This is a genomic window from Faecalibacterium gallinarum (assembly GCF_022180365.1).
In the GTDB taxonomy this organism is placed as follows: Bacteria; Bacillota; Clostridia; order Oscillospirales; family Ruminococcaceae; genus Faecalibacterium; species Faecalibacterium gallinarum.
Map to the genome: position 1 here is coordinate 24,847 of NZ_BQKV01000098.1, position 26,217 is coordinate 51,063.

The 26,217-nt window shown below is 61.4% G+C and carries 24 protein-coding genes; 13 read left to right on the forward strand and 11 right to left on the reverse strand.

The features are described from left to right. The first annotated feature begins 11 nt into the window (after positions 1 to 11). On the forward strand, positions 12 to 773 hold the full coding sequence (locus tag JCM17207_RS10685; protein ID WP_238317609.1) for a ChbG/HpnK family deacetylase: 762 nt from the start codon (positions 12 to 14) through the stop codon (positions 771 to 773). A gap of 58 nt (positions 774 to 831) precedes the next feature. On the opposite strand, the gene JCM17207_RS10690 is transcribed toward JCM17207_RS10685, so the two are convergent. Then, positions 832 to 1,242, reverse strand: coding sequence for a PaaI family thioesterase (locus tag JCM17207_RS10690; RefSeq protein ID WP_238317610.1), 411 nt, complete (start codon positions 1,240 to 1,242; stop codon positions 832 to 834). A 111-nt stretch (positions 1,243 to 1,353) separates the two neighbouring features. Here JCM17207_RS10690 and JCM17207_RS10695 point away from each other — a divergent pair, with 111 nt between their 5' ends. The 9 genes from JCM17207_RS10695 to JCM17207_RS10735 all read left to right on the forward strand — a co-directional run bounded on the left by JCM17207_RS10695 (position 1,354) and on the right by JCM17207_RS10735 (position 13,682). Then, complete coding sequence (locus JCM17207_RS10695) at positions 1,354 to 3,144, forward strand: sensor histidine kinase (RefSeq protein ID WP_238317611.1); 1,791 nt, start codon at positions 1,354 to 1,356, stop codon at positions 3,142 to 3,144. Then, positions 3,141 to 4,724, forward strand: coding sequence for a helix-turn-helix domain-containing protein (locus JCM17207_RS10700; protein ID WP_238317612.1), 1,584 nt, complete (start codon positions 3,141 to 3,143; stop codon positions 4,722 to 4,724). Before JCM17207_RS10695 ends, JCM17207_RS10700 begins: the two co-directional genes overlap by 4 nt. 125 nt (positions 4,725 to 4,849) lie before the next feature. Next, the gene (locus JCM17207_RS10705) at positions 4,850 to 6,112 is read left to right on the forward strand and encodes a DUF3502 domain-containing protein (protein WP_238317613.1); all 1,263 of its coding nucleotides are present in this window, start codon (positions 4,850 to 4,852) and stop codon (positions 6,110 to 6,112) included. A 260-nt stretch (positions 6,113 to 6,372) separates the two neighbouring features. Continuing rightward, on the forward strand, positions 6,373 to 7,980 hold the full coding sequence (locus tag JCM17207_RS10710) for an ABC transporter substrate-binding protein (protein WP_238317614.1): 1,608 nt from the start codon (positions 6,373 to 6,375) through the stop codon (positions 7,978 to 7,980). 120 nt (positions 7,981 to 8,100) lie between these two features. Beyond that, the gene (locus JCM17207_RS10715; protein WP_238317615.1) at positions 8,101 to 9,048 is read left to right on the forward strand and encodes an ABC transporter permease; all 948 of its coding nucleotides are present in this window, start codon (positions 8,101 to 8,103) and stop codon (positions 9,046 to 9,048) included. A 12-nt stretch (positions 9,049 to 9,060) separates the two neighbouring features. Further along, positions 9,061 to 9,981, forward strand: coding sequence for an ABC transporter permease (locus tag JCM17207_RS10720; protein ID WP_238317616.1), 921 nt, complete (start codon positions 9,061 to 9,063; stop codon positions 9,979 to 9,981). Positions 9,982 to 9,986: 5 nt separating this feature from the next. Next, positions 9,987 to 10,976 carry an ABC transporter ATP-binding protein gene (locus tag JCM17207_RS10725; protein ID WP_238317617.1) on the forward strand — a complete coding sequence of 330 codons (990 nt, stop codon included), beginning with the start codon at positions 9,987 to 9,989 and terminating at the stop codon, positions 10,974 to 10,976. Positions 10,977 to 10,991: 15 nt separating this feature from the next. Next, the gene (locus tag JCM17207_RS10730; RefSeq protein WP_238317618.1) at positions 10,992 to 11,948 is read left to right on the forward strand and encodes an ABC transporter ATP-binding protein; all 957 of its coding nucleotides are present in this window, start codon (positions 10,992 to 10,994) and stop codon (positions 11,946 to 11,948) included. 27 nt (positions 11,949 to 11,975) lie between these two features. Continuing rightward, complete coding sequence (locus JCM17207_RS10735; RefSeq protein WP_238317619.1) at positions 11,976 to 13,682, forward strand: CocE/NonD family hydrolase; 1,707 nt, start codon at positions 11,976 to 11,978, stop codon at positions 13,680 to 13,682. 56 nt (positions 13,683 to 13,738) lie between these two features. Here the strand turns inward: JCM17207_RS10735 and JCM17207_RS10740 are convergent, their stop codons facing one another. Further along, positions 13,739 to 14,371: a CatA-like O-acetyltransferase gene (locus tag JCM17207_RS10740; protein ID WP_238317620.1), complete on the reverse strand. Its 633-nt coding sequence runs from the start codon at positions 14,369 to 14,371 to the stop codon at positions 13,739 to 13,741. A gap of 160 nt (positions 14,372 to 14,531) precedes the next feature. Here JCM17207_RS10740 and JCM17207_RS10745 point away from each other — a divergent pair, with 160 nt between their 5' ends. The 3 genes from JCM17207_RS10745 (at position 14,532) to JCM17207_RS10755 (ending at position 18,360) form a co-directional block, all read left to right on the forward strand. Next, entirely contained in the window at positions 14,532 to 15,071 is a 540-nt protein-coding gene (locus tag JCM17207_RS10745) for a hypothetical protein (protein WP_238317621.1), read from the forward strand. Positions 15,072 to 15,092: 21 nt separating this feature from the next. After that, positions 15,093 to 15,467, forward strand: coding sequence for a hypothetical protein (locus JCM17207_RS10750; protein ID WP_238317622.1), 375 nt, complete (start codon positions 15,093 to 15,095; stop codon positions 15,465 to 15,467). Positions 15,468 to 15,744: 277 nt separating this feature from the next. Continuing rightward, positions 15,745 to 18,360, forward strand: a complete 2,616-nt coding sequence (locus tag JCM17207_RS10755; protein WP_238317623.1) for a cation-translocating P-type ATPase — start codon at positions 15,745 to 15,747, stop codon at positions 18,358 to 18,360. 70 nt (positions 18,361 to 18,430) lie between these two features. Here the strand turns inward: JCM17207_RS10755 and JCM17207_RS10760 are convergent, their stop codons facing one another. From JCM17207_RS10760 to cobK, 9 genes are read right to left on the reverse strand one after another with little or no spacing between them, the layout of a single operon-like run. Continuing rightward, positions 18,431 to 18,991 carry a histidine phosphatase family protein gene (locus tag JCM17207_RS10760; RefSeq protein WP_238317624.1) on the reverse strand — a complete coding sequence of 187 codons (561 nt, stop codon included), beginning with the start codon at positions 18,989 to 18,991 and terminating at the stop codon, positions 18,431 to 18,433. Continuing rightward, the gene (locus tag JCM17207_RS10765; RefSeq protein WP_238317625.1) at positions 18,988 to 19,755 is read right to left on the reverse strand and encodes an adenosylcobinamide-GDP ribazoletransferase; all 768 of its coding nucleotides are present in this window, start codon (positions 19,753 to 19,755) and stop codon (positions 18,988 to 18,990) included. The genes JCM17207_RS10760 and JCM17207_RS10765 overlap by 4 nt, the downstream gene beginning before the upstream one ends. Next, positions 19,742 to 20,263: a bifunctional adenosylcobinamide kinase/adenosylcobinamide-phosphate guanylyltransferase gene (locus JCM17207_RS10770; RefSeq protein WP_238317626.1), complete on the reverse strand. Its 522-nt coding sequence runs from the start codon at positions 20,261 to 20,263 to the stop codon at positions 19,742 to 19,744. Before JCM17207_RS10770 ends, JCM17207_RS10765 begins: the two co-directional genes overlap by 14 nt. A gap of 17 nt (positions 20,264 to 20,280) precedes the next feature. After that, positions 20,281 to 21,363 (reverse strand): nicotinate-nucleotide--dimethylbenzimidazole phosphoribosyltransferase, encoded by a 1,083-nt coding sequence (cobT, locus tag JCM17207_RS10775; protein ID WP_238317627.1) that lies wholly within the window; start codon positions 21,361 to 21,363, stop codon positions 20,281 to 20,283. Positions 21,364 to 21,375: 12 nt separating this feature from the next. After that, positions 21,376 to 21,897, reverse strand: coding sequence for a cob(I)yrinic acid a,c-diamide adenosyltransferase (locus tag JCM17207_RS10780; protein ID WP_238317628.1), 522 nt, complete (start codon positions 21,895 to 21,897; stop codon positions 21,376 to 21,378). Between the two features lie 2 nt (positions 21,898 to 21,899). Further along, positions 21,900 to 23,366, reverse strand: coding sequence for a cobyric acid synthase (locus tag JCM17207_RS10785; protein WP_238317629.1), 1,467 nt, complete (start codon positions 23,364 to 23,366; stop codon positions 21,900 to 21,902). Between the two features lies 1 nt (position 23,367). Beyond that, complete coding sequence (locus tag JCM17207_RS10790) at positions 23,368 to 24,429, reverse strand: pyridoxal phosphate-dependent aminotransferase (RefSeq protein WP_238317630.1); 1,062 nt, start codon at positions 24,427 to 24,429, stop codon at positions 23,368 to 23,370. Positions 24,430 to 24,447: 18 nt separating this feature from the next. Then, complete coding sequence (gene cbiB, locus JCM17207_RS10795) at positions 24,448 to 25,410, reverse strand: adenosylcobinamide-phosphate synthase CbiB (protein ID WP_238317631.1); 963 nt, start codon at positions 25,408 to 25,410, stop codon at positions 24,448 to 24,450. Continuing rightward, positions 25,407 to 26,207: a precorrin-6A reductase gene (gene cobK, locus JCM17207_RS10800; RefSeq protein WP_238317632.1), complete on the reverse strand. Its 801-nt coding sequence runs from the start codon at positions 26,205 to 26,207 to the stop codon at positions 25,407 to 25,409. Before cobK ends, cbiB begins: the two co-directional genes overlap by 4 nt. Between the last annotated feature and the right edge of the window lie 10 nt (positions 26,208 to 26,217).

Sequence of the window (26,217 nt, forward strand, 5' to 3'; positions counted from 1 at the left end):
GATTGGACCCGATGAAACAACTGCTTCTCCGCGCCGACGACCTGGGGTACAGTGAGGGCGTCAACTGCGGCATCGCAAAATCGGTTCGGGACGGCCTGATCGGAAGCGTGGGCGTCATGCCCAGCATGCCCGCCGCCGCCCACGGCCTGGCCCTGCTGGAGGGCTGCCCGGTCTGCCTGGGCCAGCATACCGATATCTGCATGGGCCGTCCCGTCAGCGACCCGGCCCTGATCCCCAGCATGGTAGACGAAACAGGCTGCTTTAAAAGCAGCCGGGTGTATCGCGCTGCCCATGCCAAGGGCGAGGATTTCGTCCAGCTGGAAGAGGCCATCCTCGAGAGCGAGGCCCAGTACCAGAAGTTCCTGGACCTGGTGGGGGAAAAGCCCCATTACTTCGGGGGCCATGCCGTAGCCAGCGAGACCTTTTTCCAGGCGATGGAGATTGTGGCGGATCGCCACGGGCTGAAATACTGTCCGCCCTCCTTCGCCGTCCGGGGCCACCGGGTGGGGCAGGTACCTGTCCATATCTGCACCATGCACAGTATGGACCCTGACTATGACCCGCTGGCCAGCTTGAAAGAGGAGCTGCGTCTTGCGCCGGAGGATCGGCCCGCCATCTTTATCTGCCACCCCGGATACCTCGACGACTTCATCCTGCGGAACTCCAGCCTGACCATCAACCGCACCCGAGAGGTAGAAATGCTGTGCAGCGAGGCCCTGCGCAGTTGGCTGGCGGAGGAAGAAATTCAGCTCATCACCTACGACGATATCTGACGCGAACCAAAAACCGGCAGGGCCCCAAGGCTCTGCCGGTTTTTCTGCATAGTGGAGGTCAGTCTGCTTTTTCACGGATGCAGAACATGGTGAATGTGCCGTGGAACAGCAGCCCGCCCTCTGGCTCCCGAATCTCTACCTGGATCAGGCAGACCCGGCGGCCCCGGTTCAGGACAGTGCCCCGGGCAGTGAGACGCCCGGAATCCACGTTGCGGATGAACTGCACCGAGGCGTCCTGGGTCACGTACATCCGTCCGTCCAGCCGTGCAACCCGCCCGGCACAGCAGTCCGCCATGGTGAACAGGGCGCCGCCATGCACCAGGCCATAGGGGTTTTTGGATTCCTGTACCACATCCAGATACATCTCGGCCCAGTCTTCACCCGCCTCCCCGGGGCGGATCTGGTTGTGAAGCATGAAGAAATTCTCGCAGATAAAACGTCCTCTGCCTGGCGCTGCGGACTTGTCCATAAAAAGTTCATTCTCCTTTTGTAAAACGTTGTACTTTCTGATATTATACAGGAGAGGAGCCCTTTGCTGCAACTCTTTGCAGAAAGATTCGGAAAGGAAAGTCGTCTGCCTATGAAAGACTTTAAACCCAACCCCCGGCTGCACTCCCTCAAACGGCAGCTTTTGATAATCTTTGCCGGTGTTGCGATCCCGGCGCTGCTGGCGGCCCTGTTCCTACTTTACTCCGCCTCTGAGGAAGGGTACAGCCGTCTGGCCCAGGCCATGCAAAGCAACCTCGAGTTGTTCACCCTGACATTGAGCGAGCAGATGGAGTCTGCTGAGAGCTACATGCTCAACCTGTCTCTGAACGATCCGGCCTTCCGCCGGTTGGCCGATCGGAGCAATCAGACCCAAGCGTATCTGGATCTCTATCAGGTGAAACAGGCCCTGCCGGCAGTTCTGCTCTACAACGACGCTTTGGCGGGTATGATCCTTTGCAGCCTGCCCAACAACTTGTATGTAGGGGAATATGGGGCGCTCTACGGTTCGGCCGAGCAGCAGCTGTGCCAGAAATTGGCTCTGGAAAGCCATTTCATGCAGCTGACCCTTCTGCAAACCCTGAACACCACCGACTGGTACCAGGAAACCATTGGCGGCCGGGTGTATCTGCTGCGCAGCGTAGCATACCATAACGTCCATATCTCCACCGCCATTGATCTTTGTCAGGTGTTTGAAGATACCATTCAGAACTATGGAATGGATGGAACCATTCTGGTATATGGCAGCCAGGAGGAGCTCCTGGTGGGGGACCCGGCCTGTAACTGGCGGGATCAGATCCGCTGGAGTAACCCAAGGTCAGGGCGGCTCCAGGTGCAGGGAACATCCATGATGGCGGCCCGGGCCTGGCTGCAGGAGCTGGAGATTATCTCCCTGCAGCCTTATGATCCCAAGGGACTGCTGGCCGGAAAACTGGAGGTTTTCACCATACTGGCCACGGTGTTGGTGCTGCTGAGCATCCCATTCCTGTTGTTTTATATGAACGGCGTGGTGTTCCGGCCCATGAATATTCTGGTGGATACCATGAAGCGGATCGGTGAAGGGGACCTGAAGGCCCGGCCCAGCGGCACCTACCGAAACGCTGAGTTTGTCCAAGTGAACGAAACCTTCAACCAGATGATCGACCAGATAACCCGACTGAAAATCGACTCCTATGAGCGTCAGCTGGAAGCGGAGCGGAGCGAAATGGCTGCCCTGAAATTCCAGATACGACCCCATTTTATCCTGAACTGCCTGAAAAACGTCTACGCCCTGGCCGAGACAGGTTCGGTGGAGGACATTCAGGAGCTGGTGCTGCTGCTGGGGCGGTATCTGCGGTATATTCTGTCCTATAAGCAAGACACCATTTCCCTTCAGGAAGAAGTGGAGCAGTGCCGCAACTACGCCCAACTGTCCAGTATTGGCCAGCCGGAGCCGGTGGGCTTTTTCCAGGATATTGACCCGGCGCTGCTGGAAATGCGGCTGCCATCGGTTTCCCTGCTGACCCTGATGGAAAACTGCATCAAACACGGCCGCACCGCCGATCGGGCACTGAAAATCGAGATTACCGGACGGCTGCTCCATACCGAAACCGGTCCGGTGGCGGACCTGTGCGTGGCGGACAACGGGGCGGGTTTCTCGGCGGAAAACCTGCGCCAGCTCAACCAGGAACCCGCCCAGGGGCCTGGCGGCCACCATGTGGGGCTTTACAATGTGATCCGCCGGCTTCGGCTGCAATATGGCGATCAGGTGGCTTTTGCAGCCACCAACGGAAGAGAGGGCGGCGCCCGGTTTGAGGTGTTTTTGCCAATGAAACGAGAGAAAAGTGAAATAGGGGCGCCGGCTAGCCCTGACGAGGCAGCCGGAAACAGGGAGGAACGAGAATGAAACTTTTGATCGTGGACGACCAGGCCAGCGTGGTGCGGGGCCTGGTAAAAGGGATTGATTGGCAGGGAATGGGCTTTGATATAGTGGACACTGCTCTGAATGCCCTGGATGCTCGGGTCAGTTTACAGCGTCAAAGAGCGGATGTCATGCTCTGTGATATCGAAATGCCGGTGGAAAACGGGCTGGACCTCCTTAAATGGATGCGGGAACAGGGGATGGAAACCCGCTGTATCTTCCTCACGGCCCACGCCAAATTCCACTATGCCCAGGAAGCCATCCACTACGGGGGATTCGACTATATTGTTCAGCCGGCACCCTATACCCAGATTGCCCATGCGGTCCAAAAGGCCGTGAACGATGTCCAGTCTTCCCAGATGGCCCAGGAGCTGCAGCGCTGGGGTGAAATTTTCGACAAGCGCCAGAGCGGCATCGCAGCCAACTTGTTGCGGGATCATCTGGGCGGAACCGTCCGGCCCGAGGATCTGGAGTCCTTCGAGGAGCTGGGGCTCGTGCCTCTGCGTACCCAGGACGCCTGGCTGATCCTGATCCAGCCCCTGCGCTGGGAGGAGGAGTGTAAACCGCTGGAGTGGAACCTGCTTTCGTATGCCGTGGGCAACATCTGCGGGGATGTTTTTCCATCGGAAGAGGTACTCTCTCTAGTTTGCGCCATGCCGGAGACCCATTGTCTGGCATTGGCGCTCCAAAGCCGTACCCAGGAGGAGCTGGACCAAGAGGCCCTGGCCAGTCGGTTGGCTTATCTCCAAAGTGCCTGCAAACATTATCTCCACTTTACCTCGGCGCTCTACCCGGGCGGGCCGCAGCCTTTCCGGCGGGCGGCCGGGCTGTGGCAGATCTTGACGGCCCGGTGCGGCGCCAATGTAACCCTCCAAAGCGGCATTTTTGGGGCCGAGCCCCAGCAGGAGGCAGGGGGGGAACCGACCTTCCATAACACCCAGATTGCCAGCTGGCAGCGTCTGCTCCAGGAGGGCTATGCCTCTGCCGCTGAACAGGAGGCCCTTCAGTTGCTGGATAGCCTGGACGCGGCTGGTCAGCTGAACCGAGCCACTTTGCAGTGCTTTTACCAGGATTATATGCAGATGCTTTTTAATGCGCTGAAACAGGACCGGGAACGTCTCCACGCCATGTTCCAGGAGCCGGAGGCTCTGGAACTTTATCGCAGCGGGATGAAGAACGTCCACACCATGCGGGCGCTTATCCGCCATGTGACTGCCGCCCTGAACAGCGCCAGCGCCGAGGAGGAACACAGCGTGGTGGAGCAGGTCTGCCGTTATATTGCCCAGCATCTGGAAAGTGAACTCCGCCGGGAGGAGTTGGCCCAGGTGGCTCATCTCAGCCCGGATTATCTGACCAGAATTTTCAAGCGGGAGACAGGACAGACCCTTAAAGAGTATGTGGTCCGGCAGAAGTTGCAGGAAGCGCAGTCCTTGCTGCGCACCACAAGCCTTCCCATCAGCCTGATCGCAGCCAAGGTGGGGTACAGCAATTTCTCCCATTTTTCCAATTCATACCGCAAGGCTTATGGCCGCAGCCCGCAGGAGGAGCGCCAGAACGATTTATGAAACTTTCCAGAAGAAGTTTTTTGGGCCTGGGGCTTGCCCTGGCGATCAGCGGCTGTGCCTCCGGAACGGCAGCCCCCTCATATTCGGGGCCCGCAGTCTCTTCAGGCAGCGAGCCTCTCACTTTAATGATGCCCGGGCCCTCAGGGTCGTCGGCCTGTGCCCGGATCTCCCAACGGCTCAGTGCCCTGACCCGCCCTCAGCTGGGGTTTGAGATCCAGTTGGAACAACAGCCCTTTGCTCGGTACGAGTCTGCCCTGTGGCAGCGGCTGATGCAGAAACAGGCGCCGGACCTGTTTTTCCTCTCGGCGGCCCAGACTTTGGCGGCCCATGTGTACGAAAACAACGTCTACCCGCTGGACACCCTGCTGGAGCGGTACCCCACTCTTTATGGGGCGTTTAGCCCCACTCAATGGGACAGCAAGCGGAAATACCGGCGGATCTATGCTGTGCCCAGCGGAACCACCGACTGCTATTGCGGCGGATTTCTGGCCCGGCAGGATCTTCTGGATGCTCTGGGGATTCAGACCGAGAAAGTTCGTACCTTAAGCCAGCTCCACTCTTTGCTTTTGCGGGTGAAAGAGGAGCTGCCGGATGTGCTGCCGGTGGTACCGGACTATGGCCGGATGAACCTCTCCCTGGGGGAGGACCCTTTGGACGATCAGCTGGGGGTCTTGCTCCGCGGGGAGGGTACGAGGGTGCAGAACCTCTACGCCAGCGCTGGATATGCCGGGCTTTGTCAGGAGATGTACCGCTGGCGTCAGGAGGGGCTGATCCTCCAGAATGCCTGCCTGCGGTCAGAGCCGGCGGTGGATCTGATGCGGGTATGCCGGGGGTTTGGTTTTTTCTGCCGTCTCAACGCCGATACTCTGGACTGCTATTCTAGGGCTTATGGCGAGTCTCTCGCGGCCATTCCCCTCAATGAGATGATCCAGAATAGCAGCGGCCTGCCGGATGGATGGGGACTGCCGGTGCAGCCCAGCAAAAAAGAGGAGGCTCTGGCCTTTCTGGAGCTGCTCTGTACTGACCCGGAAGCAGCCCACTTGTTTTTGTACGGAGAAGAAGAGGATCAGGATACTGCTTGGGCAGACCGCTGGTGCAATGCGAACTGCTGTCTGGGGGTCAGGGCGGCTGAGTCTGCTCCGCTTCCGGAGTCAGGGAAAGCGAGGGTTTCTCCGGCTTATGGATTCTCGGTGAATGCATCGGAATGTATGGCAGAGATGGATAGCTGTTCTGCTGTAGTGCGCTGCTATAACCATGCACTGCTCGGCGGTTGTCTGGACCCAAATGAAGCCCTGCCTCTTTTCTTGAACGAACTGAACGAGGCCGGAATTGAAAAGGTGATTGCCGCCAAGCAACAGCGTTTGGACAACTGGCTGAATGCGCGGTGAAGGGGTGCGGCGCCCATTCGGGGCGCCGCATTTTTTGCATCCAGGGGCAGCAGGACGGATTTTTAAAACCGCAGAACGGAAAAATACAAGTGTGGGATACAGCCCTGCAAAAAAGTACGAAAAATGAAAAATCCCCGCTGTTTTTTGGTGGTAAGGAATCAAGATAAACGTTAAACTTAAACCAGAATCCCGGCAGACAAAACCGGACGGAATGGATGTTACCCCCCTAGAGAACAAGAAAGAAGAAGGAGAGACATGTTATGAAGAAAATTTCTCGGCGCAATTTCCTCAAAGCAGCTGGTCTGGCTATGGCGGCTGTTGGCCTGACTGCATGCGGCAGTTCTTCCTCCAGCTCGACAGCGGCCTCTGCAGGCGGTGCCGCCAGCGCCGCACCCACCTCCGGCCCCAAGATGGGCGGCACCCTTCGCTTTGCCTATGGCAGTCCCATTGCCACCCCGGGCTATACTCCTCGCGCCAGCGGCAATGCGGCGGTGTTCTATCTGAACCTGGCCTACGACAACCTGTTCACCTATGATGTGGACGGTAACCGGGTGCCCCGCCTGGCGACCGAGTGGGTCTTCGACGAGGCCGAGCCCAGCATCACCTGGACCCTGCGGGAGGGTGTCCAGTTCGCCGACGGCGAGCCCTTCAACGCCGAGGCGGTCAAAGCCAACATCGAGGAGTATCAGGCCAACAACCGCACCGAGGTGGCCAACATCGCCAGCTGCGAGGTGATCGACGATACCCACATCAAGATGGTTCTGGCTCAGGTCAACTCCTCCACCCTGGAGTCCGTCGGCTTCTTTGTCTACTATATGAGCCCCAAGGCCATCGCCAACCCCTCCTCTCTGGACGCGGGCACCTGCGGCACCGGCCCCTTCCAGCTGAGCGAGTTTGAGAACAACGCTTACGCCATCTACACCCGGAACGATAATTATTGGGAAGAGGGCAAGCCTTATCTGGACAGCGTCGAGATCACCGTCATCTCTGAGCCCACCACCATGAGCACCGCTTTCCAGGCGGGCGAGTACGACATCATCTCGGTGGGTGATATGAGCCCCATGATTAAGCAGGAGCTGACTGGCGCCGGCATCTATATCGAGGAGCGCAACACCAACGGCGTGGGCATTGAGACGGTGGGCCTGATCCCCAACAGTGCCATCGACAGCCCCTGGGCCGACGCCCGGGTCCGCCGCGCCATGTGCTACGCCATCGACATGGACGCCATCAACGCTGCATTTATGATGGGCACTGCCCAGCTCACCGACCAGTGGGCTGTCCCCGGCGCGGTGACTTACAACGATGAGCTGACCCACTTCACCTACAACCCCGAGCGGGCCAAAGAGCTTCTGGCGGAAGCCGGCTATGCCGATGGTTTCGACACCAAGATCAACGCGATCAGCTCTCTGTCCGACATGATGACCGCCATCGGCAATATGCTCACCGAGGTGGGCATCCGCTGCCAGATCAACCAGGTGGATGCCGCGACCCAGAACCAGCTGATGCTGGAGGGCACCTGGGAGGGCCTGATGCCTCACTACGCCACCGTTTCTCCGGATCTGGGCCTGTATATGGGCCGCCACCTGGACGCCAACGGCGCTTACTACGCCCCCGGCATCCAGCACCCGGAAAAAGAGATGGAGCTGCTGGAGGCCATTCGTGGCTGCGTCGATGAAACCGAGAAGCATGAGCTGGAAAAAGAGCTCCAGGCTGCGATCTACGACGCCGAGACTGGTTCCTGCCTGTTTGGCCGCCCGCTGTTCATCAACAGTGCCTCCAGCTTTAAGTACGATTACGTCATCGACGATTTCTCCCGGATGTCCTTCAGCGCCTCCTGGGATCTGTCCGGTTGCTGGCTGAACCTGTAATCTCTCCTATTTCTCCTTCATCCATAGAATCCCACGGTTGGGCTCACGGGGAGACTCTGGCTTTGCCGGGGTCTCCCCGTGAAGTTCCAGCCCAATCTGTCCAAAGAATGGAGTGAAATTATGCCAAACCTCTTGAAAATGATCGGCAAGCGGATCGTTCAGTCCTGTATCACCATCTTACTGGTCACCCTGTTTGTCTTTTTCCTGATCCAGCTGGTCCCCGGCAACCCGGTGGCGAACTACTTGGGCGCCTCGGCAACCCCGGAGCAGATCGAATACTACACCCATCTGTATGGTTACGATCGCCCGGTGATCGTCCAGTATCTGTCCTGGATCGGCGGGCTGTTCCGGGGCACCATGGGGCAGTCCATCAGCTATCAATCTGAAATTGCCGATATCCTGCTGCCCCGGTTGATGGTCACCCTGTCCATGGTAGTGCCCGCTTTTATCATCGGCACGGTCACCGGCGTGCTGCTGGGCATTGTCTCGGCGCTGAATCGTGGCAAATGGCTGGATAGTGTCATCTCCTTCTTCGCCAATATCGGCGTTTCGATGCCTATGTTCTGGCTGGGCATGATGGGGATGCTGGTTCTGGGCCTGCGTCTCCACTGGCTGCCCACCTCCGGCTATGTCCCCATGGAGCGCGATTTCGGTCAGTGGCTGAGCCATATGATCATGCCCATTCTGGTTATGAGCCTGGGTGTCAACGCCGGGTTCCTCCGTCTGACCCGCTCTTCCATGCTGGAGGTTATCCGCCAGGACTACGTCACCACCGCCCGGGCCAAAGGTGTGCCCAAGAATGCCATTATCATGAAACACCAGCTGCGCAACTCTTTGATCCCCATCGTCACCGTCATGGGCAGCCGTCTGGGTACCATGGTGGGCAGCACGGTTCTGATTGAGAACCTGTTTGTTATCCCCGGCCTTGGCAGCGTAATGATGAACGGCATCAGCAGCCGTGATTTTATGCTGGTGGCAAATGGCGTTCTAGTCATCTCGATCTTTGTCGCCCTGTGCAACCTGATGGTGGATATCCTGTACGGCATCATCGACCCGCGGACGCGCTAAGGAGGAAAACGGATGGAAAACACGAAGAAAAAGGGCCTGTTGGACCGGCTCAAATCCTCGCGCGTGCTGCGCGTTATGTTCGGCCGCAAGATCATCGTCGTCTGTGCGGTGCTGATTCTGGTGATGGTCCTGGTGGCGATCTTTGCCCCGGTCATCGCGCCCTATGACCCCAACAAGGACGATTTGTACAATGTGCTCAAGGGCTGCTCTGCAGAGCACTGGCTTGGCACCGACTCCAATGGCCGCGATGTGCTGAGCCGGATCATCTACGGCGCCCGGGTCTCCTTCACCGTTGGCCTGGTGGCGGTGCTGATCTCCAGCGTCATCGGCATGGCTCTGGGTCTTATCTCGGGCGTGGCCGGCGGCGTGGTGGACTCGGTCATCATGCGGATTATGGACGCTATGATGGCGGTGCCTATGCTGATTCTGGCACTGTTCCTGGGGGCTATCCTGGGGCAGGGACTGTTTAACGTCTGTCTAGCCATCGGCATCTCCATGGTGCCGCAATATGCCCGCATCACCCGGGGCCAGGTGCTGAGCGTCCGCAACGCCGACTATGTGACAGCCGGCACCCTCTGCGGCGCATCCCGGGTGCGGAACACCCTTGTACATGTATTCCCCAACTGTCTGTCCGCCAACATCGTCACCATGACCGCCAGCCTGGGCGGTGCCATCCTGGCCGAGGCCAATCTGAGCTTCCTGGGCATGGGAATCAGCCCCCCGACTGCCAGCTGGGGCGCCATGGTCAGCGGCGGCTATAAATATCTGTCCAACCAGCCGGTCATCGCCATCGCGCCCGGCATCGCCATTATGATCGTGGTGCTTTGCTTCAATATGTGCGGCGACGCGCTGCGGGACGCACTGGACCCGAAGCTGCGCGGAACCCTGGGCAACGGCAGCAAAAAGCGCCGCAAGGCAACGAAAGGGGTTTGAAGGCCATGAGCGAGAAGGAAAAACTGCTGAAGATCCAGGATCTCAGCGTAGAATATGACACCGAAATCTCCACTGTCTATGCGGTCAATGGCCTGGATATGGAGCTGGGCTACGGAGAGACTCTGGGCCTTGTGGGTGAGACCGGCGCAGGCAAAACATCCACGGCCCTGAGCATCATCCAGCTTCTCCCCGAGGGGATCGGCTTTGTCACCAGCGGCAGCATCCAGCTGGACGGGGTGGATATGCTCAACACCCCGGAGGAAACCATCCGCAAAATGCGGGGCAGCACCGTGTCCATGATTTTCCAGGATCCCATGTCGGCCCTGAATCCGGTGATGACGGTGGGCGCCCAGATCATGGAGGTGCTGAAAATTCACCACCCCGAGCAGAGCCGCGCCCAGCTGGAAGCCCGGGTGGACGAGATGATGGAGCTGGTAGGCATCCCCGCCAAGCGGAAAACCGAGTACCCCCACCAGTTCTCCGGCGGCATGAAGCAGCGAATTGTCATTGCCGTTGCGCTGGCCTGCGAGCCCAAACTGATCCTGGCGGACGAGCCCACCACCGCGCTGGATGTGACCATCCAGGCCCAGATGTTGGGCCTCATCAACGACCTGCAAAAACGGCTGAACACGGCCATGATCCTGATTACCCACGATCTGGGCGTCGTGGCCCAGACCTGTGAAAAGGTGATGGTCATGTATGCGGGCGAGGCCATTGAGTATGGCACCGCTGAGGATATCTTTGAGACGGACCAGCGCCACCCCTACACCCAGGGGCTGTTCAACGCCATCCCCAAGCTGAACGAGGAGTGTGACCGGCTGGAGGCGATTGAGGGCATGATGGCAGACCCCACCCAGAAGCCCAAGGGCTGCCGCTTTGCCGATCGGTGTAAATACGCCACCGCCGAGTGCCGCGCCCAGCAGCCCATGCGTCAGGTGGGCCCCACCCACTACATCCGCTGCCGGCTGTTTGACCCGATGCAGTCCGCACGCTGACAGGAGGAGCCGCAAATGGAAGATAAAATCTTGATCGAAGCCAAAAACCTGAAAAAATACTTCAAAGTAGGGGCCAATGCCCAGCTTCACGCGGTGGATGGCGTCAGCTTTACCATCAAAAAAGGCCAGACCCTGGGCGTTGTGGGTGAGAGCGGCTGTGGAAAATCCACCCTGGGCCGGGTGCTGCTGCGGCTGTACGATGTGACCGACGGTCAGATCTTGTACGATGGGGTGGACATTACCAAAATGGACTCCAAAGAGATCCGCCCCATCCGCGCCCGGATGCAGATGATTTTTCAGGATCCTTCCGGCTCCCTGGACCCCCGCAAGAGCGTTAAGGAGCTGATCGGTGAACCCCTGAAGATCTATAAGGTCTGCAAAAACCAGGAGGAGTACGACCGGCGGATTGCTGAGATTATGAAAACGGTCGGCTTGAGCGAGCGATATACCGAGAGCTTCAGCCACGAGCTGGACGGCGGCCGCCGCCAGCGCATCGGCATCGGCCGGGCTCTGGCCATGGATCCGGAGTTCATCGTCTGCGATGAGCCCGTCTCGGCCCTGGATGTTTCCATTCAGGCTCAGATCCTCAACCTGCTGATGGACCTGCAAAAAGAAAAGGGCTTGACCTATATCTTCATCACCCACGACCTGAGCGTCGTCAAACACATCAGCCACGAGATCATGGTGATGTACCTGGGCCAGTGTGTCGAATACGCCAAGACAAAGGACCTGTTCGCCAACCCCCTCCACCCCTATACCCAGGGCCTATTGGACGCGGTGCCCATTCCCAGCCTGAAAGCCAAAAAACTCTCCACCCAGATTATGCGGGGCGAGCTGACCAGCCCCGTCGACCCGGCCCCGGGCTGCCGGTTTGCGGCCCGCTGCCCCTATGCCACCGATGCCTGCCGGGGCAAGGATATCCCCCTCAAGGAAGTAGAGCCCGGCCATTTTGTCAGCTGCACCCGGTTTTGAGAGAGTCTTTGGAGAGGGAGAGAATTTATGACGGAACAAGAGAAAGCCGTTGCACTGGCCCAAAAGCAGGCCGAAATGGAGCGGACCATTCGGGAGGCTGTCCAGGGCCTGCGGGCCCAGTTCGACGCCTGCCCTTTTGAGGGTGAGCCCTGCACCCCGGTGGAGGAAGAAGAATACCTCACCATGCCGGACGGGGTCCGGCTGTACATGCAGATTTATAAACCGGCGGAGAAGAGTTCTTTTCCCGTATTGGTCCAGCGCAGTTGTTACCCCCAGCAGGCGGCCCTCTACCAGGTCTACGGGGAGGAGCTGGCCCGCCGCGGCTACGGATATCTGGTCCAGACCTGCCGGGGCACCGGCAAGAGCGAGGGTCAGTGGGAGCCCAATGTCAACGAGCGGGCGGATGGCCTGTTTACCCTGAACTGGCTGAACGACCAGCCCTGGGCCGAGAGCATCGGCTATTTTGGCGCCAGCTACCTGGCTCTGACAGGCTGGGCCATCGCCGATGCGGTGCCCGAAAAGGTGAAGGGGATGCTGCTGACCGTTTACGGCACCGACCGCTTCACCTCCGCCTACGAAAAAGGGCTGTTCCGGCACGATGTTCTGACCGGCTGGGCCATGCAGAACGCCGGCCACCCCGTCACGGCGGATTACCTTGAGAGCTGCCGCTACCGTCCCCACGCCGGGGTGGACGAAGCCCTCTGGGGCGGGCGGCTGGACTGGTACCAGGACTGGATTCACGCCACTCGCCGCAGCGACCCCTACTGGCAGCAGGGCTGGTGGAAGCAGCTGATGGATATCCCCGCCAAAGTCAAGGTGCCGGTCTATATCGTGGACGCCTGGTACGACCACCATTTTGGCAGCGCCATGAACACCTGGCTCTCCTTGAACGAGGAAACCAAGCAGCACAGCTGGCTGGATGTGGGTTGCTGGAACCATATGTCCCATCCCTGCCTGGCCTGGGGAGAACAAAAGCACCTGGAAAATGGCGACGTCAAGCGGATTCTGGAGTGGTTCGATCTGCTGCTCAAACAAAAACAGCAGCCCCGGCTCCGGGTCCGGGCCTATACCCTGCGGGAGGACTGCTGGAAAGAGCTGGCCGCCTGGCCTGCACCGGTTTTCGCCGTTCAAAACCTCTACCTCCAGGCGGACGGAAGCCTGGCTGAGATGCCCCAGGGAGGCGGGGAAGTCTCCTTTGACTACGACCCGGCGGACCCCTGCCCCACCTGCGGGGCAGAGAGCGTCCTGACCACCATCGATCAGGCGGGCTCACTGCTCCAGCCGGAGCCGGGTTGGCGGCCCGATGTGCGTACTTTCCTCTCGGCGCCGCTGGAACAGCCCCTGCCCATCTGCGGCAAAATCAAGGTCCGGCTGCGGGTATCCACTGATGGCGAGGATACCGCCTTCACCGCCAAGCTCTGTGAGGTTTTCCCGGACGGCAGCGCCTATAACATCCGGGGCAGCATCACCACCATCGCCGCCGACCTGCCCGAGGGTGCCAGTTACACCCCTGGAACCCCGGTGGATGTCACGGTGGAAATGTGGGATATCGCCTGGACCGTTCAGCCCGGCAGCCGCCTGCGGCTGGATGTCTCCTCCTCTGACTTCCCCCAGTACGCAGCCCACAGCAATTATGCCGGGGTCTGGGCGGACCAGGCGGAAACCCGGGTGGCCCATCAGACCATCTTTACTGGTTGTCCGGGCAGCTGCATCGAACTGCCCCTGAATCTGTAATCAAAACCCAAAAAGAGAGCTGGAGCCAGCGGGATTTAGCTGGCTCCAGCTCTCTTTTAGTTAAACCCGCCCAGGGCTGCGATCTCCTCATCCAGGGCCTGTTTCAGCTGCCCCAGATGGACTCCATCGATCAACCGGTGGTTTACCTCCACTGACAGGTGAACCCACAGCCGCCCGCCTTCCTCGTAGTATTTGCCCCAGGCCAGCCGGGGAACCGAGTCGTCCCTGTCAAAATTGTGCTCGTTGGTCAGGGCCGTGAAGTCGAACCAGGGGGTGCAGGAAAAATAAATCAGCTCGTCGGTCTCCGCTGCCTGATCCAAAAGGGTGGTCTGGCGGGCGGATTTTTCTCCGGCGTGGGAGCAGAAAGCCCGGGGGTCGGCCTCCCAGGGCAGGGTGATGATCTGGAATACTTCCTCCCCGGGGCGCATGCTGGTAAAACTGGGGTCCGCCCCGTCCAGCAGAACCAGATCCTCCCCACGGATGCGGAGCCGAAAGGCCGGCAGGCGGTTCAGGGCTTTGGTGCAGGCCCAGATCAGAAGGTGATAGAAGGAGAGCCCCTGTGCCCGGGCAAAGGCCCGGACGTTGGTGACGTCCAGGGGCAGGGTTACGGAATAGAAGGGGTAATCGATTCGGGAGAAAAATTCGTAGATCTCTTTCCGGGGCCAGGTTTCTTTGTCGAGGATTTGCATGGGGCGGCCTCCTTTGGGTGGATTGTTGCCCCCAGTATACCATAGCCCGGGTGGGAAATACAGCCATCCAGACCGCTTGTGTATGGACGGGGAAAAAGAACGGTGCTACAATAGGGTTAGAACCAAATTTCAGGTTCTGTGTTGTAAGGAGGTATCGGATATGAAAAAGACGGATGTTCGCTATGCGGCTGCCTGGTATGGCGGCGAGGTGCTGTTGATTCTGGCCCTTTTGGTATTCGGGGTCTGGAACGCCAAAAACGGCCTGATGTCAGGTCTGAGCGCCCTGGGGATTGTGGCCGTCGGCGTGGCGACCCCGATTTTGATGAACAAACAGCTGGACAAAAAGGCTGCCGAGCTGGCCAAGAATTTCCCTCACAAGCTTCGGTTCACCACCCACAACGGCATCTTCTATTTTGATCCCGCCCAGAGCCGTGCTGCGGTAGTCTGGAAACTCAACCCCTTCGAGCTGCAAACCATTGACCTGGCCCAGGTGACGGGGGTCCGCACCTGCGACGGCCGGCAGTTCCGGGGCACTTCCCGGGTGTGGGCAGAGTTTGTGCTGGACGGCAAAAAGATCAAGGTTACGACCCTGCAGGTTTCCCGCGGCCAGCTGGGAATGAAAGATCCCCGGGTTCTGGAGGCAATCTCCAAGGCCGATCAGATCTGCGAGATGATCCGGGCGGGCCAGCGGGTGCGCTGACCCGGCGAAAGGGGAGGGCCTATGCTGGAACTTTTGGATTACCTGCTGGGCGGCCTGCTGCAAAAAGAGCTGGTCAAGCCGCCCCACTGCAAAGCCTGCCATGCCCGTACCACCCTCACCGGCAAACCCCGGTTGTTTTTGCTGCCCCTCTGGCAGGACCAGGCAGAAGATCTCTCAGCGGAGTTTTATCTCCGGGGCTGCCGGCCCATCTCCGGGCTGGAGCAAATCCCCACCGGGCAGCAGGCCTGCCGGGTCTGGGCGGCGGAGTGCCCCCGCTGCGGTGAGCGTTGGATGGTGGCCCAGAACTTTCTCCTGGTGCGGGGGGAGGAGGTGCCCGAGGGGCGGCTGATCTGCCCCTACCGGGAGCTTTCGCCCCTTTTGGCCCGAATGGAATAACCCCGGCGGAAAAATTCCCCTTGCTTTTTGGCGGGGAACATGGTATAGTATCCCTCACAGAGAAAAGGGAGTAGTTGCAATTCGTCCTGTCAACATCCCGATCTGCTCTTTTGGGCAGTCTGGCGGGGCGTGCCACTTACATTAGAGGTAACAAGACTTTTCGGCTGCGATTTCATATGTGCTGTTACATATGCGATCGGGCCGGGGAGTCTTTTTTGTTGCAAATTTCCCGGCTTTGTACGCTATTTCGTCCAAAAGAAAGGGAGGCAGACCCCGTATGGAACAGAATTTCTTCCGCCTTACACCCCAGCAGGCCCTTCAGGAGCTGCACGCAGCTTCAGGCGGGCTGACCAGCGCCGAGGCCGCCCAGCGGCTGGCCAAGGTGGGGCCCAACCAGCTGGCCGAGGGCCAGAAAAAGAGTGCCCTGGCAGTTTTTGCCGGGCAGTTCAAGGATCTTTTGGTGGTCATCCTGATTGCGGCCGCCCTGATCTCCATGTTCTCGGGCAATCTTGAGAGCACCTTGGTGATCTTTGCGGTTCTGATCCTGAACGCGGTGCTGGGCACCGTCCAGTATTTCAAAGCCGAAAAATCCCTTGAGAGCCTCAAGGCCATGAGCGCCCCCACCGCCAAGGTGCTGCGGGACGGCCAGCGGCAGGAAATCCCCAGCAGCCAGGTGGTGCCGGGGGACATCATCGAGCTGGAAGCCGGCGATTTGATCGTGGCCGACGGCCGGCTTTTGAACAGCTGGTCCCTCAAGGTCAACGAGAGTTCCCTCACCGGCGAGAGTGAGGCGGTGGAAAAGATCAGCTCCGCCATCTCCGGGGAAAAAGTTGCCCTGGGCGACCAGAAAAACATGGTCTTTTCCGGCTCGCTGGTCACCTATGGCCGGGCCGTTATGGTGGTCACCGCCACCGGCATGGAGACTCAGCTGGGCCGGATCGCCAGCCTGATGAACCAGACCCAGCAGCGCAAGACCCCTCTGCAAAAGAACCTGGATGACTTCTCGGGCAAGCTGGCTTTCCTGATTTTGGTCATCTGCGCCGGTGTGTTCCTGCTGTCGGTCTACCGCAGCGGCATGACCATCCTGGATTCCCTGATGTTCGCCGTGGCTCTGGCGGTGGCAGCTATCCCGGAGGCTCTCAGCTCCATTGTCACCATCGTTCTGGCCATGGGCACCCAGAAAATGGCCCGGCAGAACGCGATTATCAAAGAGCTCAAAGCCGTCGAGAGCCTGGGCTCGGTGCAGGTGATTTGCTCGGACAAAACCGGAACCCTGACCCAGAACCGGATGACGGTCCAGAACATCTGGGCCGACGGCATCCTGACCCGGGGCACCGACCTGGAGCTGGCCAACGACGCCCAGCGGGCCCTGCTGAAGATTGCCCTGCTGGACAGCGACGCCACCCTGGGCCACACCGCCGGCGCCGCCGCTGTGGGTGACCCCACCGAGGTGGCTCTGGTTCAGCTGGGCGCCTGGTTTGGGGTGGAGGAGCAGGCCTACCGTGCCCAGCACCCTCGGCTGTCCGAACTGGCCTTTGACTCCGACCGCAAGCTGATGAGCACTCTCCACGACACCGACGAGGGCCCCACCCTCTACACCAAGGGCGCCATGGACGTGCTTTTGGCCCGGTCCACCCGGCTGCTCACCTCCCAGGGGCCGGTGCCCCTGACCCCGGAACTCCGGGCCCAGATCGAGCAGGTCAACCGGCAGCAGTCCGAGAGCGGCCTGCGTGTGCTGGCCTTTGCTCTGCGGCCTCTGCCCAGCGCCCGGCTGCTGACCCTGGAAGAGGAGACTGACTACACCTTCGTGGGCCTGATCTCCATGATCGACCCGCCCCGGCCCGAGAGCGTCCAGGCCGTGGCGGACGCCAAGCGGGCGGGCATCCGCACCGTGATGATCACCGGCGACCACAAGACCACCGCTACCGCCATCGCCAAGCAGATCGGCATCTTTGGCGAGGGGGACCAGGCTCTGGACGGCGTGGAGCTGGAAGGGATGAGCGATGCTGCCCTGGATGAGGTTCTGCCCAAAACGGCGGTTTACGCCCGGGTTTCCCCCGAGCACAAGATCCGCATTGTCTCGGCCTGGCAGCGCCGGGGCTGTGTGGTGGCCATGACTGGCGATGGCGTCAACGACGCCCCGGCCCTGAAAAAAGCCGATGTGGGCGTGGCCATGGGCATCACCGGCACCGAGGTCAGCAAGGACGCCGCCGCCATGATTCTGGCGGACGACAACTTTGCCACCATCGTGAAAGCCGTCCTCAACGGCCGCAGTGTCTACGCCAACATCCGTAGCGCGGTGCAGTTTCTCCTCTCGGGCAATATGGCCGCCATTCTGGCGGTGATTTATGCCTCTCTGGCGGGGCTGAGCGTGCCTTTCCAGCCGGTGCACCTGCTCTTCATCAACCTGCTGACCGACAGTCTGCCCGCCATCGCCCTGGGCATGGAGCCCGCCCGCCCCGGCCTGATGGACCAGAAACCCCGGGACCCCAATGCATCTATGATGGACCGCCCCATGATTACCCGGGTATTCGGGCAGGGCCTGATGATCGGCGTGGCCTCCATGATCGCCTTCTATATCGGCCTGGCCGAAGGCGGTGCAGCCCTGGCCAGCACCATGGCTTTCGCAACTCTGACTCTGGCGCGGCTCTTCCACGGCTTCAACTGCCGGGGCCCCGAGTCCATTGTCCGGCTGGGTCTGGGGTCGAATCCCTATTCCCTGATGGCTTTCGGCATCGGCATCCTGCTGTTGGCGCTGGTTCTCTTCGTCCCCGCGCTGGAAGGGCTGTTCCTGGTGGCGCCCCTCTCTTCGGCTAACCTTATGTGGGTGCTGGGGCTGGCTTTTGCTCCAACCCTCTGCATCCAGATCTCCCGGCTGATCCGGGGCAAATAACCCGGTAAAAACAAACAGACCCGGCCCTTCTGCGCTAGCCGCACAGGGGGCCGGGTTTTTCTGTCTGATTTTATAGAATGGTCAGGGTGCCACCCTCATACCGGGCCCGGAGCAGTCCGCCGTTGGGGAGGTGATAGGAATAAAAGTCCCGCCGGGGCAGGGCATAGGCTTCACAGATGGCCATAATCACCCCGCCGTGGACCACCAGCGCCGCCCGGCAGCCCTCGGGCAGAGTCTGCATCTGTGCCTCGAAGGCAGCACAGCACCGGGCCTTGAAGTCCGAAACTGCTTCGCCCCCGGGGATGGGCCCCTGACAGCCGGTGTCCACCCAGGCCCGGTAGGCCGGGCAGTCGGCCAGCTCGTCGGCGTTCTTTCCCTCAAAGATCCCGAAATCCGTCTCGGCGAACCCCGGTTCCAGACTCATTTCCTGCCCGGGAAAAGCGAGGACAGCGGTTTGCCGGGCCCGGAGCAGAGGGCTGACAATCAGCCGGTCGGCCTGCAAGTGCAGCGCCCCCAGGGCCTCGGCCTGGTCTAGCCCCGCCGGGCAGAGGGGTTCGTCGGTCCGGCCAATGTATCTTCGCTGGAGATTTCCGGCGGTGGCCCCGTGGCGGATGAAAAGAAGCTCGATCATACAAACAGCCCTCCCGCCCAGGCCCCCGCCATACAGGCCAGCTCACAGATCTGGAGGAAAAAGCCGGAGGTGTCCCCGGTTACCCCGCCGAACTGGGCCAGAGCCATCCGGCGATAAAATACCATCGCCCCCAGCCCGGCCAGTACTGCACCCACCCCCGGCAGAGGTGCGAGCAAAAGGGCGGCAGCCCCGCTCAGAGCGGCCACTACGGCCAAAACGGCGGCGGTGGCCCGCTTTTCGGCGCTCTGGGTATAGGCCGAGAGCATCCCGTTTTTCCGGGCGTTCGGCAGCCGGACGGCGCAGATCCCCGACAGCGCCCGGGAGAAGCAGTAGAGGGGACAGAGGGCGGCGATGGCCCCCGGTCGCCCCGCCAGCTCATAAAAGAGCCCCAGGCTCAGCAGCAGATACACCCCGCAGTAGATCACCGCAAAAGCCCCGCAGTGGGAGTCCTTGAGGATTTCCAGCTTTCGCTCCCGGGGCTGGTGGGAGGAGAGGGCGTCCACCGTGTCAATGTAGCCATCCATGTGGATGCCCCCGGTGATGAGCAGGGGCAGGCAGACCGCCCCCGCCGCAAAGAAAAAGTCGCTGGCCCCCACCACAGAACAGAGGGCGTACCACCCGAACAGCCCCCCGCCGCAGAACAGCCCCACCGCCGGGAAGAAGCAGAGGGCGTATTTCATGTTCCTCTCGTTCCACTCGAACTGAGGGGCGGGGAGGGCGCTGTACGTAGAGAGAGCTACAAAAAAGGATTCAATCCAGAGCATGGGGGCCTCCTTTCTGCCACAGGGGCTGGTGATCCTGCATCCGGGCTGCCCCGCTGGCCCGGGCAAAGAGTGCGTCGTTCAGCCCGTTTAGGGCGTCGATGTATCCGGCGGTCTCCCCATCGTACCCCTCAGAGGAAAGCCCCCCGATGGTCACCGCAATCAGCAGTTTGCAGCGGCTTTGCAGCCGGGTCAGGTCCTCCAGAACCTCGGTCGCGTTGCCGCCCCGGCCAAACAGGGCGTTGGCCAAAAGGTTCGAGACATCTTCCAGCAGTACCACACTGTCCGGAGAGACGGGGGCATCTCCCACCCCATGGGGCAGTTCCAGGGTCACAAACCCCAGCCCGGCCCGCTGGCGGCGGTGTTTTTCGATCCGGGCGTAGTTTTCCGGGACGGCGGGTTCCATGGTGGCGATGTAATAGCGGGGGCCGGTGGTCTGAGCCGCCAGTTGTTCGGCAAAACGGCTTTTGCCGCTGTCGTTTGGGCCCGAAATCAAGATCAGCTGACCCATACATTTTCCTCCTTTTTTCAGGGCGTAAAGGCGTCGCCCTGGCGGATCTGGTCCAGATAGCCGTCGTCAATTCCCGCCTGGTCGAAGGTGGCCATCTGGTTCTGGATGGCGCAGGCTGCGTCCAGAATCTGGAAAGCCAGGGGGCAGCCGCTGCCCTCCCCCAGCCGCATCCCCAGCTGCAAGAAGGGGTGCAGACCCAGGGCGTCCATGGCCAGCTGGTAGCCGATCTCATAGGAGGCGTGGCTGGGGACGAGGTAGTCCCTGACCCGGGGGCAGAGCCGCACCGCACAGAGGGCCGCCACCGCCGAGATAAACCCGTCGATGACCACCGGGCGGCGGGTTGCTGCCCCGCCCAGAAACGCCCCGCACATGGCGGCCAGATCAAAGCCGCCCACCTTTGCGAAGACGTCCACCGGGTCGGCGGGGTCGGGCTGGTTTAACTCGATGGCCCGGCGGATGACGGCTTTCTTTTTCGAGAAACTCTCGTCGGTGATGCCGCCGCCCCGGCCGGTGACGGCCTCTACCTCGGCCCCCAGCAGGACGGCCAGCACCGCCGAGGAGGTAGTGGTGTTGCCGATCCCCATTTCACCCACCCCCAAAGCATCGGCGGGGGTCTGGCGGGCGAGCTCCGCCCCGGTGAGGATGGCCTGCACCGCCTCGGCCCGGGTCATGGCAGGCCCCTGGGCGATGTTGTGGGTACCGTAGGCGATTTTACGGTTGAGGACGGCGGGATCCCGGATCTCCGCGTTGACCCCCACATCACAGACGGTGATCCCGCAGCCGAAGTGCTTGGCCAGCACCGCCGCGCCGGTTTTGGCCCGGGTTAGGTTCAAGGTCTGCTGCAAGGTCACCGACTGGGGCGCGCTGGACACCCCTTCGGCCACCACCCCGTTGTCCGCCGCAAAAACCAGCAGCTGCTTTTTGCCTAGGGTGGGGTGGACCTGGCCGGTGATCCCGGCCATCTGGACCGCCAGATCTTCGAGGCTCCCCAGGCTGCCCGGGGGTTTGGCGAGCCGGGCCTGGTGAGCCCGGGCGGCCTCCATGGCGGGGCGGTCTGCCTCCGGGATGGCAGCCAGCAGATTTTTCAATTCCTGTTCCATTCTATAGCCCCCTCAATACTCGACCCCCAGCCGGGCGGTGATGCCCTGGTCGTAGGGGTGGCGGATCTTTTTCATCTCGGTGATATAGTCGGCCCGGGCCAAAAGCCGCTCGGAGGGGTTCCGACCGGTGAGAACAACTTCCAGCCCAGCGGGCTTTTCGGCCAGGAAAGCCGCCAGCGTTTCCTCGTCAATCACCCCGCAGTTGCAGGCGGAAATGGCCTCGTCCAGCACCAAAAGGTCCGCCCCTTCGGCGGCCCGGGTCAGGGCTGCGTCCAAAAGGTTGGAGAAATCCCGCCGGGCCGCGGCCCGCCCCGCCTCGTCCATGAACTTGTAAAACCCGTGCTGCACCCGGCAGAGAACCAGCTCCACCCCGGGCAGAGTTTCCAGCATTTTGATCTCGGAGGAAGAGCCGTCTTTGAAAAACTGGGTGAAGATCACCCTTTTTCCGGCCCCGGCGGCCCGGACGGCCAGCCCCACGGCGGCGGTGGTTTTGCCCTTGCCGTCGCCGCAATAAATGTGAATCAAACCTTCCATAGTCAAACCTCCCGGTTCAGGATGCGGTACACGAGATTCATGTCCAGCCCGGCCCGCACCGCGTCGGCCAGCCGGTCGTACTGCTGTTCTTTGTAGGCGGCGGGGTCGAACCGGCCCAGCGCCTCGGGGGCGAGCCCCTTCCGGCGGGCCAGGGCCTCCACGATGATGTCCGCCACCCCCGGCCCGTCAAACAGGCCGTGGATGTAGCTGCCGTAGACTGCTCCGGCGCCTTTTGCCAGGGGCGGGGCAGGGGATTCGCTCCGGCCCATGTGGATCTCGTACCCCGTATAGGGTTGCCCGCTGAGGGGGGAGAGTATCCCTTCCACCGGGCCAAAGACGCCGCTGGTTTGCGTTTGGATCTTCTCGGGGGAGAAGACCGTGTCCATCTCTAAAAGCCCCAGCCCGGCGATCTCGGTGACCCCGGCGGCCTCGGCCCCCTCGGGGTCGGCGATCCGCCGCCCCAGCATCTGGTAGCCGCCGCAGACCCCAAAGACCACCGCCCCGGCGTCCGCCGCCTTGAGGATGGCTCCTTCCAGCCCGGATTGCCGCAGCCACTGCAAGTCGGCAATGGTGCTCTTGGTCCCGGGCAGGAAGATCAGGTCGGGCTGGTGGAGCTCCTCCACCCGGCCCACATACCGCAGAGAAACATTCTCGTACCGCTCAAAGGGGGAAAAATCGGTGAAGTTGGAGATCCGGGGCAGCCGGATCACAGCGATGTCGATGGCCCGGCGGCCCTCCGCCCGATTGAACCGCTCGGTCAGGCTGTCCTCGTCATCCAAGTCCAGATCGAGGTAGGGGACCACCCCCGCCACAGGCACCCCGCAGAGTTCTTCCAGGGTTTTAATGCCCGGTTCTAAGATCGCCCGATCTCCCCGGAACTTGTTGACGATGGTGCCCTTCACCCGGGCCCGTTCTTCTGATTCCAGCAGGGCCACCGTGCCGTAGAGCTGGGCGAACACCCCGCCTCGATCGATGTCTCCCACCAGCAGCACCGGGGCATCCACCAGCTGGGCCAGGCCCATGTTGACGATGTCGTTCTGCTTTAAGTTGATTTCCGCCGGGCTGCCCGCCCCCTCGATGACGATGACGTCATACTCCGCCGAGAGGCTGTTGTAGGCTTCCAGAATGGCGGGGATATACTCTTTTTTGCGGCGGTAGTAGTCCATGGCCCGCAGGTTGCCCTGGACCCGGCCGTTGACAATCACCTGGCTGCCCACGTCGGTGGTGGGTTTCAGGAGGATGGGGTTCATCCGCACGTCGGGCAGGATGCCCGCCGCCTCGGCCTGGACCACCTGGGCCCGGCCCATCTCGCCCCCGTCCCGGGTGATAAAAGAATTAAGGGCCATGTTCTGGCTCTTGAAGGGGGCCACCCGCAGCCCATCCTGCCGGAAGATCCGGCAGAGCCCGGCGGCCAGCAGGCTCTTGCCCGCGCTGGACATGGTGCCCTGAATCATGATGTTTTTGGCCATTTTATCCCTCCTGTGGGTTCAGCGCGGCCAATGCGGCCATCAGCTGCTGGTTTTGGGAGTGGAGCCGTACCGCGGTGCGGTACCACCCGGGGCCGAGGCCCGGGTAGTTGGCGCAGTCCCGCAGGGCGATGCCCTGGGGTTTCAGCGCCTCGCAGAGGCCCGGCGCTCCCTGGAAGAACAGATAATTGGCGCTGGCCGGGCAGACCCAGAAGCCCAGAGCTTCCAGCTGGGTTTTCATCCAGGGGCGTTCGGCGGCGATGAGGGCCCGGGTTTTTGAGAGGAACGCTTGTTCTTTCAATGCCGCGATGCCCGCCGCCTGGGCCAGGGTGGAGACGTTCCAGGGCTGGGTGGTCTCGGCCAGCCGGGCCAGAAGGGCCGGGTCGGAGCAGAGGCCGTACCCCAGCCGCACCCCTGCCATCCCGTAACTTTTGGTGAATGCCTTGAGTAAAAAGAGCTCGGGGTGATCTGCCAGCCGGTGTTTCAGGCTCCGGCCGCCCTCGGATAAATCCAGAAAACACTCGTCTAAGAAGAGGCGAATCCCCGTCCGATGGCAGAAATCCAGAATCTCTTCCAAAAGGACGGAGGGAATCAGCTGGCCGGTGGGGTTATTGGGGTTGCAGAGGAAAACCGTCTGGGGCCGGGTTTCCTCCAGCCAGCGGAGAAATCGCCCGTCGGGGAGAAAAGCCTCCTCTTTTTTCAGGGTATAGCGCTGGACGGCGCCCCCCACCCGTTTTAAACCCAGGGAATATTCCGAGAAGGTGGGGGCCAGCTCGGCGGCAGATTGGGGCCGAACCGCCTCACAGTAGGAATAGATCAGGTCCGCCGCCCCGTTGCCGCAGAGGATATATTCCCGGGGCACCCCCTCAAATTCCGCGATGGCCTCCACCAGGGCCCGGCAATAGGGGTCCGGGTAGTGGTGCACTTGGCCCAGGGCCTGGCGCATGGCTTCCAGCACCCTCGGCGGGGTGCCGAAGGGGTTTGTGTTGGCCGAAAAATCCAGCGCGATGGGCTGGCTCTGGTCATAAATGTCCCCGCCGTGGGGGTTCCGGGTTTGGTAGAGCATGGGTAAATCTCTCCTTTTTCAGAGCAGAAGCAGGGCTTTGATTCCGGCGCAGAGTACCAGCGCCAGAAACGCCGTACCATAAAGCAGGCGGCAGGCCCGGGGGATGTCGGCGTGATCGATCTCCCGCAGCGGGTCGCCGATAAAGGGCTTTTTGTGGAGCACTCCGTGATACCAGGCATCCCCAGCCAGCCGCAGCCCCAGTAGCCCGGCGCAGGCGGCCTCGGTTTGGGCTGAGTTGGGGCTGGCGTGGTTCAGCCGGTCCCGGCGGAAGATCCGCCAGCCGTTTTTGATGTCCATCCCCAGCAGCGCCCCCGCCCCCAGCATCAAAAGGGCCGAGAGCCGGGCGGGGAGAAAATTCGCCAGATCGTCTATCTTGGCGGGCACAAAGCCGATGTATTGGTAGGGCGGGTCGGTGTAGCCCAGCATGGAATCCATGGTGTTGATGGCTTTATAGAAAAAGCCCAGGGGTGCGCCTCCCACCGCCAGATAGAGCAGGGGGGCCACCACCCCATCACTGGTGTTCTCGGCCACCGTCTCCACGGCGGCCCGGGTCACACCGGCCTCGTCCAGCCGGGCGGTCTCCCGCCCGACGATCATGGAGACGGCCCGGCGGGAGGCATCAAGATCGCCGGTTTCCAGGGCGGCATAGACCTTCATGCTCTCGTCCCGCAGAGATTTGGTGGCTAGAATCTGCCAGCACATGATACTCTCCACCCCCAGCCGCAGCCAGGGGCTAAGAGTGTGGCAGGCCCAGAGCAGCCCGGCGGGGACCAGGGCCGAAACCCCAGCCACGACGACCCAGAGCGCCGCCCCGGCGGCCCGTTCGCCCCCCGGTGTGGCGGGGAACACCCGCCGGAAAAACCGCTCCGAGGCGGAGATCAGCCGGCCGATGGCCACCACCGGGTGGGGCAGGCTATGGGGGTCGCCCACCACAAGATCAATGCAAAAGCCGATCAGGAGGGCAAACAAAGACCATTTCATAGAAGTTCCTCTTTCTGACAGGGGACAGAGAGCCCCAGCCCGAATTTCTGATTCAGATAAGCCGCCGTCTCCTGAAAGCTCAGCCCCTCCGGCTGGGGCGGCCGGCCGATCACCACCAGTTTGGCTCCGGCCTTTTGGGCGGCAGCGGCTTTGGCGGCAAAGCCTCCGGGGGCTCCGCCGTCCTTGGTGACCAGATACCGAGCCCCCACGGTGTGGAGGGTGGCCAGGTTCATCTCCTCCGAGAAAGGCCCCTGCATGGCGATTCGGTGGGCTGGGGCAAGGCCAACTTCCTCACAGGCCGCCAGACTGGCAGCCAGGGGCAACACACGGGCGTATACCCGCTGGCCGAAGCCGGGCATCCGACTAAAACAGGCTAAATCCTTGCTGCCGGTGGTCAGGAGGATGTTACCTTTGGTTCCGGCCAGAAATTCCGCCGCCGCGGCAGCATCCGGCAGACAAACCGCCTCCGGGGGCAAGGCAGAGGCCCCCCGCACCAGCCGCAGGTATTCCACCCCGGCAGTGCGGCAGGCCCGGGCCAGCTGTTCGGTGACAAGGGATGCATAGGGGTGGGTGGCGTCGATCACAAGGTCAAAGGATGCCCGGGTGAAGAGCTCCTCCATCCCGGCCTCGTCCAGCCGCCCGGCCCGGACGGTTCTCCTTTCGGCGGGGCCCAGCAGGGCTTCGCCGTATTCGGTGGCCACACAGGCTGTTACCCGCACCGGCTGGCTCTCTAAAAGCTCGGCCAGGGCCCGGCCCTCGGCGGTGCCCGCAAAAATGCAGAGGGAGGGTGTTTTCATGACTTCCCCT

Bases quoted from the DNA above. Each gene is read 5' to 3' on its own strand.
- JCM17207_RS10685 (WP_238317609.1), top strand. From the start codon at position 12: ATGAAACAACTGCTTCTCCGCGCCGACGACCTGGGGTACAGTGAGGGC.
- JCM17207_RS10690 (WP_238317610.1), bottom strand. From the start codon at position 1,242: ATGGACAAGTCCGCAGCGCCAGGCAGAGGACGTTTTATCTGCGAGAAT.
- JCM17207_RS10695 (WP_238317611.1), top strand. From the start codon at position 1,354: ATGAAAGACTTTAAACCCAACCCCCGGCTGCACTCCCTCAAACGGCAG.
- JCM17207_RS10700 (WP_238317612.1), top strand. From the start codon at position 3,141: ATGAAACTTTTGATCGTGGACGACCAGGCCAGCGTGGTGCGGGGCCTG.
- JCM17207_RS10705 (WP_238317613.1), top strand. From the start codon at position 4,850: ATGATGCCCGGGCCCTCAGGGTCGTCGGCCTGTGCCCGGATCTCCCAA.
- JCM17207_RS10710 (WP_238317614.1), top strand. From the start codon at position 6,373: ATGAAGAAAATTTCTCGGCGCAATTTCCTCAAAGCAGCTGGTCTGGCT.
- JCM17207_RS10715 (WP_238317615.1), top strand. From the start codon at position 8,101: ATGCCAAACCTCTTGAAAATGATCGGCAAGCGGATCGTTCAGTCCTGT.
- JCM17207_RS10720 (WP_238317616.1), top strand. From the start codon at position 9,061: ATGGAAAACACGAAGAAAAAGGGCCTGTTGGACCGGCTCAAATCCTCG.
- JCM17207_RS10725 (WP_238317617.1), top strand. From the start codon at position 9,987: ATGAGCGAGAAGGAAAAACTGCTGAAGATCCAGGATCTCAGCGTAGAA.
- JCM17207_RS10730 (WP_238317618.1), top strand. From the start codon at position 10,992: ATGGAAGATAAAATCTTGATCGAAGCCAAAAACCTGAAAAAATACTTC.
- JCM17207_RS10735 (WP_238317619.1), top strand. From the start codon at position 11,976: ATGACGGAACAAGAGAAAGCCGTTGCACTGGCCCAAAAGCAGGCCGAA.
- JCM17207_RS10740 (WP_238317620.1), bottom strand. From the start codon at position 14,371: ATGCAAATCCTCGACAAAGAAACCTGGCCCCGGAAAGAGATCTACGAA.
- JCM17207_RS10745 (WP_238317621.1), top strand. From the start codon at position 14,532: ATGAAAAAGACGGATGTTCGCTATGCGGCTGCCTGGTATGGCGGCGAG.
- JCM17207_RS10750 (WP_238317622.1), top strand. From the start codon at position 15,093: ATGCTGGAACTTTTGGATTACCTGCTGGGCGGCCTGCTGCAAAAAGAG.
- JCM17207_RS10755 (WP_238317623.1), top strand. From the start codon at position 15,745: ATGGAACAGAATTTCTTCCGCCTTACACCCCAGCAGGCCCTTCAGGAG.
- JCM17207_RS10760 (WP_238317624.1), bottom strand. From the start codon at position 18,991: ATGATCGAGCTTCTTTTCATCCGCCACGGGGCCACCGCCGGAAATCTC.
- JCM17207_RS10765 (WP_238317625.1), bottom strand. From the start codon at position 19,755: ATGCTCTGGATTGAATCCTTTTTTGTAGCTCTCTCTACGTACAGCGCC.
- JCM17207_RS10770 (WP_238317626.1), bottom strand. From the start codon at position 20,263: ATGGGTCAGCTGATCTTGATTTCGGGCCCAAACGACAGCGGCAAAAGC.
- cobT (WP_238317627.1), bottom strand. From the start codon at position 21,363: ATGGAACAGGAATTGAAAAATCTGCTGGCTGCCATCCCGGAGGCAGAC.
- JCM17207_RS10780 (WP_238317628.1), bottom strand. From the start codon at position 21,897: ATGGAAGGTTTGATTCACATTTATTGCGGCGACGGCAAGGGCAAAACC.
- JCM17207_RS10785 (WP_238317629.1), bottom strand. From the start codon at position 23,366: ATGGCCAAAAACATCATGATTCAGGGCACCATGTCCAGCGCGGGCAAG.
- JCM17207_RS10790 (WP_238317630.1), bottom strand. From the start codon at position 24,429: ATGCTCTACCAAACCCGGAACCCCCACGGCGGGGACATTTATGACCAG.
- cbiB (WP_238317631.1), bottom strand. From the start codon at position 25,410: ATGAAATGGTCTTTGTTTGCCCTCCTGATCGGCTTTTGCATTGATCTT.
- cobK (WP_238317632.1), bottom strand. From the start codon at position 26,207: ATGAAAACACCCTCCCTCTGCATTTTTGCGGGCACCGCCGAGGGCCGG.